The 13,724-nt window shown below is 39.6% G+C and carries 9 protein-coding genes; 2 read left to right on the top strand and 7 right to left on the bottom strand.

The features are described from left to right. Positions 1–40: 40 nt before the first annotated feature. The 4 genes from F981_RS20265 to F981_RS20250 all read right to left on the bottom strand — a co-directional run bounded on the left by F981_RS20265 (position 41) and on the right by F981_RS20250 (position 5,124). Positions 41–2,008: a BCCT family transporter gene (locus tag F981_RS20265; protein ID WP_004725232.1), complete on the bottom strand. Its 1,968-nt coding sequence runs from the start codon at positions 2,006–2,008 to the stop codon at positions 41–43. 167 nt (positions 2,009–2,175) lie between these two features. Continuing rightward, positions 2,176–2,856, bottom strand: coding sequence for an ion channel (locus F981_RS20260; RefSeq protein WP_004725230.1), 681 nt, complete (start codon positions 2,854–2,856; stop codon positions 2,176–2,178). 218 nt (positions 2,857–3,074) lie between these two features. After that, the gene (locus F981_RS20255; protein WP_004725228.1) at positions 3,075–4,790 is read right to left on the bottom strand and encodes a cation acetate symporter; all 1,716 of its coding nucleotides are present in this window, start codon (positions 4,788–4,790) and stop codon (positions 3,075–3,077) included. A 1-nt stretch (position 4,791) separates the two neighbouring features. Next, positions 4,792–5,124, bottom strand: coding sequence for a DUF485 domain-containing protein (locus tag F981_RS20250; protein WP_004725226.1), 333 nt, complete (start codon positions 5,122–5,124; stop codon positions 4,792–4,794). Positions 5,125–5,309: 185 nt separating this feature from the next. Here F981_RS20250 and F981_RS20245 point away from each other — a divergent pair, with 185 nt between their 5' ends. Together F981_RS20245 and F981_RS20240 are read left to right on the top strand one after the other, a co-directional pair. Further along, the gene (locus F981_RS20245; protein ID WP_004725224.1) at positions 5,310–8,801 is read left to right on the top strand and encodes a PAS domain-containing hybrid sensor histidine kinase/response regulator; all 3,492 of its coding nucleotides are present in this window, start codon (positions 5,310–5,312) and stop codon (positions 8,799–8,801) included. 441 nt (positions 8,802–9,242) lie between these two features. Continuing rightward, on the top strand, positions 9,243–10,010 hold the full coding sequence (locus tag F981_RS20240) for a hypothetical protein (protein WP_004725221.1): 768 nt from the start codon (positions 9,243–9,245) through the stop codon (positions 10,008–10,010). An 86-nt stretch (positions 10,011–10,096) separates the two neighbouring features. Here F981_RS20240 and F981_RS20235 read toward each other — a convergent pair whose 3' ends face one another. The 3 genes from F981_RS20235 to F981_RS20225 form a co-directional block, all read right to left on the bottom strand. Then, complete coding sequence (locus F981_RS20235) at positions 10,097–11,341, bottom strand: esterase-like activity of phytase family protein (protein ID WP_004725220.1); 1,245 nt, start codon at positions 11,339–11,341, stop codon at positions 10,097–10,099. 227 nt (positions 11,342–11,568) lie between these two features. Continuing rightward, the gene (locus F981_RS20230; RefSeq protein ID WP_004725218.1) at positions 11,569–11,964 is read right to left on the bottom strand and encodes a tautomerase family protein; all 396 of its coding nucleotides are present in this window, start codon (positions 11,962–11,964) and stop codon (positions 11,569–11,571) included. A gap of 138 nt (positions 11,965–12,102) precedes the next feature. After that, positions 12,103–13,245: a PQQ-dependent sugar dehydrogenase gene (locus F981_RS20225; protein ID WP_004725217.1), complete on the bottom strand. Its 1,143-nt coding sequence runs from the start codon at positions 13,243–13,245 to the stop codon at positions 12,103–12,105. Positions 13,246–13,724: the final 479 nt, after the last annotated feature.

Raw genomic sequence — 13,724 nt, 5'->3', positions numbered from 1 at the left:
ACGAGTCCTTTTTTATTGCCTTTCTTTTTAAATAAACAACTTAGTTTCTCAGTACATTTAAGAAATGTAGATGACGTTCATATTGGTCAATGATGTCTTGAATCAAGTCTTCTTGCGTCCACTCCATCACATCATAGTTTTGACCACCTTCTCTTAAAAATATTTCTGCTTGATAAAAATCATCGGTTTCCTGATGTTCTTCATTCATCATAAAACTTGGCGCAACCATTTTGCGTGCAATGACTTTATAGATAAAATTGAACTCATCATGATGATCCACACTCAGTTGAACACCGTCTTCAGTTTCTTTAATCACCACATTTAAATCACGGCGTTTAAACTCAAAACGAATACTTTCAAAAGCCTTAATCACATCAACCTGAATATAATGTTGTACTTCGGCCAATGTATGCGGATAGTGCATGATTAAGCCTAAACGTTGCTGCCAACTACGTGGATTTTGCACAGCTCTCGGCGTGATTCTTGCCACTTGTAAAGCCTGCATTTTGGTGACATCTAAGCGCAATGCTTTGACTAAGCCCCAACACAACAGCAGCATAATAAAAGTGAATGGTAGTGCACTCATCATGGTGGCCGATTGTAGCGCGCCTAGCCCACCAACCATTAAAAGAATGATCGACAAGACCGCCATTAAAACAGTCCAGAACAAGCGTTGCCATATCGGCGAATTTTCTGTTTTCGCAGTGAGATAATCGGTCACCAATGCACCAGAATCCGCAGAGGTAACAAAGAACAACACCACCAGCAGTGTCGCAATAAGACTAAACACACCTGAAAAAGGCAGATGGGTTAAAAACTCAAACAATGCAACTGATGAATCTTTTTGTACCGCAGAAATCAGCCCCGTCTGCCCTTGTTCCAAAATACTAAACAAGGCAGCATTGCCAATAAAACCCATCCAGATCAAGGTAAAGCCTGTCGGAATAAGCAGTACACCGACAATAAACTCTCGAATGGTTCGACCTTTTGAAACACGCGCAATAAACATACCAACAAATGGTGACCAAGAAATCCACCATGCCCAATACATAATGGTCCACCCCCCAATCCAGCCATTCGATTGATAAGCATATAAATTAAAGGTCATGCTAAACAAATTCGAAATATACTGTCCAGCGTTTTGAATAGTTGCTTGTAGGATATAAATACTGGAACTGGCGAGGAATACAAAGCCTAGCAATACCAAAGCTAAAATCAGATTCAGTTCAGAGAGTCGTTTAATTCCTTTGTCTAATCCGAGGAAAACCGACAACGAAGCCAGCGTACTCACCACAATAATCAAAAAGATTTGGGTGCTAATATTACTTTCCCAGCCAAATAAATAATTTAAGCCAGAATTAATTTGAGTTACCCCAAATCCTAACGTGGTAGCCACACCAAATACCGTACCAATGGTGGCAAAAGTATCGACCGCATCTCCGATTGGGCCATGAATTCGTTGTCCAATAATCGGAAATAAACCCGAACGAACTTTGAGTGGCAAGTTATAGCGAAAAGCAAAATAAGCCAGCGTTAAGCCAACAACTGCATAGATAGCCCAAGCATGTAAGCCCCAATGGAAAAAGGTAATTCTCATTGCTTCTTGGGCAGATTCTATGGTTTGTGGATCACCAGCAGGTGGATTGACATAATGCATGACAGGTTCTGCAACACTGAAGAACATTAACCCGATCCCCATACCCGCAGTAAATAGCATCGCAAACCATGACCCATTACTATACTCAGGCTGACTATGATCAGGTCCAAGCTTGATTTTACCCATGTCAGAAAAGGCAATAAAAATCAGCACAATTAAAAATATTGCGACAGATAAAACATAGAACCAACTAAATGAATCGGTGATCCAGCGGTTCATCCTTTGAGTAATCAGTTCAAAGGCATTTGGTGCAAAGACAACAACGGCTAAAAAAAGCGCAATAATTCCAACAGTGCTCAAGAAAACATTTGGATTGACATTGTCAAACCAAGTGATTTTTTTGGAAGGCATATTTCCCCCAGGTTTTTATACTCAATGGACAGACTTTTTAAAGTCAAAAAAAGGCATTCACAGGTGTGAAAAAAGACGAATCCTGTAGAACAGCGATTGGATTCAGGCCACATTATAATTTAAATTAACATTTTCAACAATTTACTAAATGTAACAAGATCATTAGCTCATGATTTTGGTTTATTTTCAATATATTGCAGGGCAATCATCCGTGAGACGATCAGGGCAAAATACATCACGCCACAGAACATTTGCAACATTGAAATCACCCGCGCAGCAGGTGCAACAGGAATCAAATCGGACAATCCTGTTGCCGATTGCAAACTAAAACTAATGAACAATAAATCCAGCCAAGATTGGTAGTCCGCAACATGATTTGGGTTTTGAAAACTCTGTGGAACCACCAATTGACAGATACTGTATAAGAAGGCAAATCCCCATGCGATCAGGGTAAATACTGCACCTGCAGCAAACAGCTCATCTTTGGTTAAATAACGATCTGCAAACATATAACGGATTAAACCATATGCTGCACAAAAATAAGCGGCTGCTTCAAATGAATGTGCAAAGATTTGCAAAGTAACAGAATGAAAACCGATCAACATTAGAAAGGACAGTACAAATGCCCCTGTGACAAAGGTTAAGCCCAACAGTGTAAATGTCGGTGTTTGTCGAATCACTTTGGCAATAATCAGTAACGCGGATACACCGAGTAACCAAGTTAAAATTTGATAACTTCTGCTGGCATTGGTATAAACAGATAAAACTAAAATAAGCAGTTGGACCAACAATAACCATGCTGATGGTAATTGTTTAAAACCTTTCCAAAATTCGATCATTGAACGCATATTTTCTGATTCTGATTGTTCTTTTAAACATTCAAATTAACATATTCATTGGGTTTCTTAAATCCTTTCAATTTTTCGTGATCATTCAACTGATCAATCAGCATCAAACAAGCTGTATATCGCTTAAAGGCTCAAACTGGGATGATTGAGTTCTAGTTTTGCATCACCCATAAAAAAACACCTTCGAAAAGGTGTTTTTTAGGCTGATCTCAAATCACTTAGTGATCTGAAGCACCAGAGATACCAATACCTGTTTGTGAACGTACAAACTGTGCATCAAATGCTTTGCGCTCTGCTTCTGCACGTGCAGATTTATCTGTCACAGAGAATAACCAGCAGCAGATGAATGCTAATGGCATGGCAAAGATTGCAGGACCATTGAATGAGTTGATCGGAGTATCAGAGATTTTTAATGTGTCTACCCAAACTGCTTTAGACAAGATAATTAAAGTCACCGCTGTCACTAGACCGACAACACCACCTACAACAGCACCACGTGTAGTTAAGCCTTTCCAGAACATTGAAAGAACCAATACTGGGAAGTTTGCACACGCCGCGACAGAGAATGCTAAACCAACCATGAAGGCAACGTTTTGTTTCTCGAACAAAATACCTAAGATCATCGCAAAGATCGCAAGACCAAGTGTTGCAATCTTCGACATACGTAATTCAGATTCAGGGGTTGTTTGACCTTTTTTCAATACGTTTGCGTACAAGTCATGTGAAATTGCTGAAGCACCTGACAGTGTCAAACCCGCAACTACCGCAAGAATCGTTGCGAATGCAACTGCTGAAATAAAGCCCATGAACAGATCGCCACCCACTGCATCTGCAAGGTGTACCGCTGCCATGTTATTACCGCCAACTAATTCTAGTTTGCCAGTCACAGCCATTTTTGCAACATCAATAAATTGTGGGTTGTTTGATACGAAAAGGATCGCACCGAAACCAATAATGAAGGTTAATAAATAGAAGTAACCAATGAAACCTGTTGCAACAACCACAGATTTACGTGCTTCTTTAGCATCTTTAACTGTAAAGAAACGCATAAGAATATGTGGTAAACCTGCTGTACCAAACATGAGTGCTAAACCAAGTGACAAAGCATCGAGTGGGTTTTTCGCCAAACTGCCTGGTCCCATAATTTTGGTTGCATCATCAAGACTAACATCATGTACTTTTGCAAATACATCAATAGATTGCTTGAACATTTCAGAGAAGCTATAACCGACAGAATGCATCACCATGAACGCCATGAATGTTGCACCTGAAAGTAACATCACTGCTTTAATGATCTGTACCCAAGTTGTCGCCAACATCCCACCAAAGATCACGTAAGCCATCATCAGAAGGCCAACAATCACAACTGCGATGTTATAGTTCAAACCAAATAACAGTTTGATCAACTGACCTGCACCCACCATTTGAGCAATCAAATAGAAAGCCACAACAACAAGTGAACTGATTGCTGCAAGTGTACGTACTGGTTTTTCTTCTAAACGGAAAGAAACTACGTCAGACAGGTTATATTTACCTAAGTTACGTAAACGCTCAGCAACCAAGAACAATACGATTGGCCAGCCAACCATGAAACCCAGTGAATAAAGCAAGCCATCAAAGCCTGAGCTAAACACCAATGCAGAAATACCCAAGAACGATGCAGCAGACATATAGTCACCTGCAATCGCTAAACCATTTTGGAAACCAGAGATACCACCACCAGCGGTGTAGAAATCCGCGGTATTGGTGGTTTGTTTTGCAGCCCATTTGGTAATAAATAAGGTTAAACCAACAAAAATTGCAAACATAATGATTGCATGCCAGTTAGTCGCTTGCTGCTGAGCTTCACCTAAATCTGGGCCTGCTTGTGCAACAGTAGAAAGCAGTGCAGTAGATGCAAGAGCTGCTTTAGTCTTTAAAGAGTTCCATTTCATCTTAGTGCAGTCCTTTTTCGTGGGCGATTGCTTCGACTTCTTTCATTGCATCTGCATTCAATTGATCCAATTTATTGTTGGCAATATATGAGTACACACCACACAATACGAAAGATAAAACAATAATTCCTAAACCTAAAGGAATCCCCCAAGTGGTGATGCCACCACTAAATGAACTCATTAAAAATTCTTTGTTATAGCCAACTAAAAGCATAAATCCAACATAAACGAACAACATAATTGCAGTTAATGTCCAGCTTAATTTACTTTTTTTAGCAACCATTTCCTTGAATTTTGGATTTTGTAGAATCGCCTCTACCTGTCTCTCATCCATAACCATGCTCCTTGATAAGCGACCAGAACGCTGGTTGCTTTTTTTAATATTTTTTTACATGGTCAAAATTAACAATATTGTGGGGTTCTCGTAACTTAGACTTTGGTCGTTAAATTTTGAGCAAAATAAACGAGACAGTTCATGTATGCGTTATTATAGGCGCAGCTTTTTATACTGTAGTCCTTATGAACAGTTGGTTAATTATAGGGGTTCTGGCCCTTTACATCCTCATTCTATTCGTTTGTGCTTTCTTTGGTGAGAAGCATGCGAGTCGATTAAGTACGCGCGGCAGGATGCTTCTCTTTAGTCTAACATTGGGGGTATATTGCTCATCTTGGACATTTTATGGAGCAACAGGTGCTGCAGTACGTGAGGGAATTATTTTCCTTCCGATTTATTTAGGACCTTTATTATTTGTCTGGTTGGGTTATGACATTTGGCGTCGTTTAGGTCGCGTTCGACAACATCATGCGATTTCTTCAATTGCCGACTTTGTGGCAGCACGTTATGGTAAAAGTGGAACATTAGCGTCCTTAGTGACCATCTTGGCTGTTATCGCCATCATTCCTTACTTAGCACTACAATTACGCGCCATTGCGCTTAGCGCTTCCGTCATGCTCGATCACAATACCCAAGTGGTCTCCACCACCACCAATGGTGTGCTTGGTCTTACCGCTGTATTGGCGATCTTGGCCATGATGTTTGGAACAAGACAAATTGCCAATACCGAACAACATGGCGGTTTAATGCTTGCCGTTGCTTTTGAATCATTTGTAAAACTATTTGCCCTGCTCTGCGTGGCATTTTTCTTTATTTTTGATCATCCACAAAATATTGTACAGATCTCACAGGATGTGCAAAAAACTTTTCATGAAGTACAACTGTTTGGTGTGCCAGACACCTTTTGGGTTCAAACATTATTGGCCTCATTGGCGATTATCTGTTTACCACGTCAGTTCCATGTGGCAGTGGTTGAACTACGCGATGAAAAACATATACGTGGTGCAAGACGGTGGTTTGCGGCATATTTGATTCTGACCATTATTGCCATTATTCCAATTGCCAGTTGGGCTCTTCATGCAGCACCTAAGTATCTCACCATACCTGATGTTGCGGTACTCTCATTACCGATTAGTTATAACCAAGACTGGTTATCTTTACTGGCATTTTTAGGTGGTTTTTCAGCATCAACAGGTATGCTGTTAGTCTCGTCTGTGGCACTGTCCATCATGCTGAGTAATGACTTGATTATGCCTTCTCTATGGAAGTTTGGCATTCTTTCTCGTCATGACAAACGCTTACCACAGGTACTTAAATTTACCCGTCGTGTGTGTATTTTAGCGGTAATGTTACTTGGATTTTTATTCTTCCACTTCTTTAATGATATTGACCAATTATCCACCTTTGGGTTATTGGCATTTAGTGCAGTTGCACAATTTTCACCGGCTTTAATTGGTGGTTTATACTGGCGTGGTGGAAGTCGCCAAGGGGTTTATGCAGGCTTGGTCGTAGGCTTTATCCTTTGGTCATATACCTTATTATTACCAACGATTTTACGTAGCTTACCAGTTGAGTATAGCCAGTTTGCACATCAATTTTTGATGTTTGGACCTTTAAATATTGAATGGTTAAGACCAGAAGCCTTATTTGGCTTTGAATCTTTTGCCCCGCTTACCCATGGTGTAATCTGGGCACTTGGCTTAAATATTACTTTATATATTTGGGTCTCTCGTATTTATCGCCCAAGTATTGCTGAGCAAATTCAGGCAGAGAGCTTTTTCTATTATGAAACCAAGCCCTTACCTGCACAAAATACCTCTACCGATATTAATTATTTACACCATGATGTCGCTAAACTTAAAGTCGGTGATCTGATTGCACTTGCCAAACGGATTACTAGTGAAGGCCCAGCAACCCATGCCTTTCAGCAATTTTGCACCATGAATAATGTGGTGCTCAATGAGAATAGCAGTGCCAATGGGATGTGGTGGCGGTTCACTGAACAATACCTCGCAGGCACAATCGGTGCAGCCTCAGCACGGACATTACTCACCACGGCTATGGTCAATAATGGCTTGGCGTTAGGCCAAGTGGCAAATATTCTCGACCAAGCGTCACAATGGCAACGCTTTAACCAAAATCTCATCATGACCATGATTGACCACATGACCCAAGGCGTGAGTGTGGTTGATGAAAACATGTGTTTGGTTGCATGGAACAACCAATATTTAAAGTTGTTTGATTATCCAAAAGATTTAGTCTATGTCGGTTGCCCAATTGCCGATTTGATTCGTTATAACGCAGAGCGTGGCGAATGTGGTCCAGGCTCGGTAGAAGAACATGTACGTAAGCGAATTCATTGGATGAAAGTCGGTAGCGCACATGAATTTGAACGGATTCGTAAAGATGGCCGTGTGATTCAAATGCGTGGTAATCCCATTGAAGGTGGTGGTTTTGTTACGACCTTTGCGGATATTACTGCATTCCGTGAAAATGAAGCGGTACTTGAAGCACGTGTGTCGGACCGTACTCAACAGCTTGCAAATGCCTTATCTGAACAACAACTGGCACGTGAGCAAGCCGACAAAGCCAATATGTCAAAAAGCCGCTTTATTGCAGCAGCCAGTCACGATTTGCTTCAACCGATGCACGCAGCACGCTTATTCAGTACTGCTTTAGAACAAAGCGTACAATCGGATGAAGATCGTAAAACCTTACAACAGCTTGATCGTGCCTTACATGGTGCTGAGAGTATGTTGTCTGCCCTTTTGGATATTGCACGACTGGAAGGTGGTTCAATCCAACCGAAACGCCAAGCTTATCCGCTGCATGATTTATTGAGTGATTTAGAACTGCAATTTAAATCAATCGCTGCACAACGCAATATCCAATTGCATGTCCATGATGCCCAATTCTGGATTGATACCGACCCACAATGGATTCGCCGTATCATCCAAAACTTTGTTAGTAATGCCTTACGTTATACTGCTCGTGGACGTGTGATTGTTGGTGTGTTACGCGCGTCCAATCGCCCAAATCATATCCGTATCGGTGTCTGGGATACCGGTCCGGGGATTGCAGAAGAACAACGCATTAAGCTGTTTCAAGAGTTTGAGCGTTGTGGACATACCTCGCCATGGGGTGAGCAAGGCCTAGGGCTTGGTCTAGCAATCGTACAACGTATGACCAGTTTGCTTGATTATCCTGTGCATGTTTACTCTGAATTGGGTAAAGGTTCATGCTTTATGATTGATGTGCCAATGGTAGCAGCACCTAAAGTGGTTTCATCACCTGTACAAGCGGTACCATTAAAAGCCAAAGCTTATAAAATCTTATGTTTGGACAATGATGATACGATTTTAGAGGGTATGGCAACGCTACTGACCAAATGGGGTTATCAAGTCTTTAAAGCCACTGAACCTGAACAAGCTTTGGAAATTATTCAAAAAGAAAATATTCAAGTCTGGCTGGTTGATCAGCATTTAAATCACGGCAAAATTGGCTTAGATTTTATTGTCGAAAACCGTCAGGAAAATGTTCCTTCAGCACTGATTACTGCAGATTCTGATCCTGAATTACCAGAACGTGTTAAAGACCTCAACGTGGTGTTGTTGAAGAAACCATTGAAACCTGCTTCTCTTCGAGCATGGTTATCTGGCTTGAAGATTTCTAAATAATCTTCCACTACGTTCAACCCTTTTCAGTTTATTGATCACGTTCTTCTTTAATGTTTTGAAACATTTACAACCTCTAGATCGTTGCATTCTAGAGGTTTTGTAACGCAATTTTTTAAGTGGAATAGCAATTTTTTTTTAGCTTTGTGCAAAAGCATTCAAAAAATAGCAAAACTTGAACCCATTTATTGACTAAAAACTTCAAAGCCCTCTTTTCTATGGCAAATAACATCAAAATAGTAAATATACACTTGTATAGTTAGTTACAATTTTCTATTTATATGATTTTAAAAAATAAAAAAACACTTTTTACCCTATCTACAACTTTAGTCGTATTCCTATTGCATCTCAGATAAATCAAAAATTACTTCAAGACAAAATCACGCTCATGTTTAGGAAAACAAAAACAGCGCTTGAATTCAATTTTAAATAGGATTTTTAACCATGAATATTTCAGAAACTGTTCCACATGGGCTACACCAAGCTCAACAATTTCATCGTCAATATGGTGCAAATGCAATCTTGCCTGAAATTGATTGGCAAGATCTGTTTAAACACAGCAAACTCCACGACACACAAATCCAAGCACTCAACACGATTTATCAAGCAGCTGTGCCTTTAGCACTTCAAGTGTTTGAGGAATTAAAATTTGATGTATTTACCCCTGTTGCTTACCATCCTCAAGGCTTAGGTCTGTTTGATAAATTAGCGCAACAAGAAGAAAAACTGGTTCAACGTCTCGAAGATGAATGCGAATGTTTAAATGATGAAGTTCGTCATCAAGTGTGGAGCATGTTACTGCGTGGCGGTGCGGTACTGGTCTTTAAAGCATGGTTAGGTAAAGTAAAAACCGGCGAAAATACCTTAGATATGACCCAATTTGATGAATTATCAGATTTGCTTTTTATCAAAACCTCACCGACAACATTGGCAGCTCGTTTAAAAATCGATGCACATGCAGATTACGACCATGTTTTCCTGATGTATGGCAATGATGTGTTTCTAGACCGTTTTAATAGCTTAGAAGCGGCTGCTTTATTTGTAGATTTAGGTGTTTATGATGCAGCATTCTTAAGTCTACGTGATGACCGAGTAGCAGATTACCTAAAATCTAAAGGCTATGTCACCCATGAACAAATTGAAGATTTAAAATGTGCTTTAAACCCATTGGGCTGCCCTGATCAAGTTTCGAAACAAGACTGTTTAGCTTAATCCTCATGCTTGAATGATGTATAAAGAAAGCCAGTCAATTGACTGGCTTTTTATTAGAGTGAAGCACCAATACATTTTATCGTGTATTAATACAATGCTTTAGGCAATTTAATCTGAATAATTTCATTATCATCCGCACGCTTTGCATTTCGTCCTGATGAACCAGGGAAGTTATTGTCATTTAAAACAGTTAAAGTATTTTTATTTTCAATAATCACATCTTCAATGGTTTCAAATGGAAAAGCAAAAGTTGTTGCTGTACCAATATCTCCATCACGCGCTGTACCATAGAGATTATTCGGGTTGGCGATATTCATAAGATCAACTAAGTCAGAACGTTTTACCGCTTTCCCAGAATCCCCTAATTCAATTTGAATCAGCTTCTTATAACCATCTAACTTGTTTTGACTCGCATCACGCTCAATGATAATGCCAGATTTATCATCAAACATTTGGAAGTCACCAATATTGGTCGCCTTGGTATTCAAGGTAAAATAATAATATCGGCCAGTATACGCTTTCTTCTTCACATCAAATTGTGAGATAAGTAACTGTTGTGTGGTCTCGCCTTTTAACGGTTTTTCTAACAAAGGATATAAATATTGACCATCCTTAGACAATGCCATTCCTTCAAAGCCACCGCTTTGCTGAACCAAAGGCTCTACATAATTTATGTTGGCTTTATTGAATTGATTTTGCGGAGAACGCAATTCCACACCAGCTTTCAATGGATGAGGTAATGCAATCGGCGCATCAAGCAGTATTCCATCTCTATCAAAATGCAGTAAATATGGTCCAAATTCATCCCCAATCCAATAGGTACCATCCGCAGTACGTTGTATCGATTCAGGATCAAAATCCGCCCCAGTGAGTAAACGATCAGTGCTGTTTTGATTGATGATTGAAAATGGTATTAATTTATTGGGATCACGAAGCTGAATAAAGCTCATCACTTGAACTTTTGCAGATCCTGCTGATTTCGTCCGAAAATCAGGTTTTACTTGATAAACACGGAGTAAAAAGTCAGATGAATTGTCTTGTGTACCAAAGCCATTGTCTGCCATGACCATATAAGTGCCATCACCGTTCTTTACAGCACCCGAAAAGCCTTGAACTGGCTGACCTTTAAAAGGCGGGAATATGCCATTGGCGCCCTTTACAAAGGCACCTGAGTTTGGACCAGCTGCATAAGTTTCGACATCAAGTTTGGCAAATGAAACCAAGGTCGGTACAGTGACAGATGGTTCAAATGAGAAATCATTGTCATCATCATTGCATGCGGTTAAAGCCAATACGCCTAACGCTAAAACAGAATAAGCAATTTTTTTCATAAAGGTCTTTTTTATTGATTTAAATGAGCTTTATTAGAAACCAATAGCATGACATTTTGAGGTCATTTCAATGACAATATTGCGTCAGTTTGATGATACGTAGATATGCTTCACGCAGCATATACTCCACCTTATAAGCGCGCACCAGCTGAATTAACATATTGAATTTAAATAATATTAATAACGGAGTAATCTATTCCATCTACTTTGATTCATATTAGGTTGAGCTAGACTTGAATATCGAAACCCAAATCCACATCACAGGCAGCTTGACCACCACGGATTCCCCAATTTTCAGCGGGAATTTCTCTTAATAAAATTTTGATATGATCTTTGGGAATCCCCAATACAGATAGATTCTCTACAATACTGCGATACAAATTTCGCTTGGTATCCAGTGTACGCCCAGCAAAACAATCAATACGAATCAGGGTAAATTTTTCAGGATAAAGCTTATTCGGTGGACATTGAAAGCGATGTGGTTCATGTACCAATAAACGAATATCACGATCATATTCAGGAATTTTAAAAGCGCTTACCAATGCATGATGAACAGCATCGATTAAGCCCACTTCTTGCGCTACAGAATATTGATAGCGAACTTCAATTGTAGTTGCTGGCATTATTGTTCTCAATTTATATTATTGTAAATCGAAAGAATAGCATAATTTCTATACAATCTTAGCAATTAAGCTGATATCAATTCAGCTGCTTCCACATCTTTTCAATAACATAATAATCCATTGATTTAAATTAATTTTTTACTTAGGCAACAGTCTTAATAACCCCGCATTTTTCCCATCTTCCAAAACCCAAATCGAACCATTATGGGCGGGATGGATATCTCGAATGCGTTGCTGCATGTTTAAACGCTGTACCTCTCGAACAGGCTTCGATTCAGTATCAACCACAATAATCGCCTCTGAAGACAACCCACCAATCAAGGCTTTATGATTCCATTTCGGGAATAATTCATCTTGATAAAAGACCAAACTGGAGGGTGATATTACTGGTGTCCAACTAATTTCTGGCGCCTTAAATTCAGGGCGCGTCGCATGATCTGGAATCGATTTTCCTGAATAATGATCACCATTGGAAACAATCGGATAACCATAATTTTCGCCCTTCTTAATCAGATTTAACTCATCTCCTCCTTTAGGCCCCATTTCAACCACCCACAATTGACCCTTTGCATCAAAAGCCATACCTAATGGATTACGATGACCCAACGACCATACTTGTTTTGCTATCTCACCTTGCTGAGTAAATGGATGATCTGCAACAACAGTACCATCATCATTCAATCTTAAAACTTTGCCTAAATTGGAATTCATATCTTGGGCGGGATCAAATTTCTGGCGTTCACCAGAACTAATCCAAAGCTTACCATCCTTTGCAAAAATCATTCGATGTGCATAATGCCCTTGTCCTGAAACCTTAGGAACTTGCTCCCAGATTCTTTTAATATTGATTATTTGAGGCTTTTTTTCTTGTAGATTTAATTCACCACGAATCACAACCGCACCATATCCCCCTTTTCCTGTTTCGGCATAACTTAAATAAATTTGATGATTGTTTGCAAAATCAGGATGTAAAACAATATCACCTAAGCCACCTTGTCCACCATAAGCCACTTCGGGAAGCCCTAAAATTTCTATACTTTTCAATGTGGAAGGATCAAACAGTTTTAGCTTTCCTCTCCTTTCGGTAATCAGTAAACGACCATCAGCCAACTCAGCCATTGCCCAAGGTTCATCAAATGTCGCTACTTTTTGGATCTGATAGGTCTGGTTGATCAGCGAATTTGCTGTAGTGGTTTGATTATTTTGAGCATTACATGCACTCAACAAGCTACTGCTGAGCAATAGAGGTAAATAGATTAAGCACTGTCGAAAAGCCTTCATTTTAGATTCCCTCAATATTGTTATGACTTATCGATTTATTTTAAACAAAAGTATCCATCTCACCATTTCATATTGGTAACTGAGCGAATTGGGTCTTAATTTTTAATTGGATCATCTTGTAAGCTTTAACCTACAACAATCGCAGTGATTAGCGAATATACGGACCTAGACATTGCGCTTATCATAGCAAACATAAAGAGACAGGAAGTCTCATTGAGAATAAGAAAACACACAGGACGTGAGATTCGACAGGAGTCAAATCTAACACACCAATACGAAGAAAACCCCATCAGGATGATGGGGTTTTCTTTTTGCATCTACAAAAATCTATTTATTTTCAGTCACTTATGCACTTCAATTCTTTCGTAGCTTTCTCTTTCATTATTCCAATAAACACCCCACATAAAAAAACACCCCGCTCTCGTTAGAGATCGGGGTGTTTTAGATTTAAAAGCTGGCGATGACTTACTCTCACATGG

Source organism: Acinetobacter guillouiae CIP 63.46, assembly GCF_000368145.1.
In the GTDB taxonomy this organism is placed as follows: domain Bacteria; phylum Pseudomonadota; class Gammaproteobacteria; order Pseudomonadales; family Moraxellaceae; genus Acinetobacter; species Acinetobacter guillouiae.
Note: the sequence above shows the minus strand (reverse complement) of the source record. Positions and strands in the feature narration are given on the sequence as shown.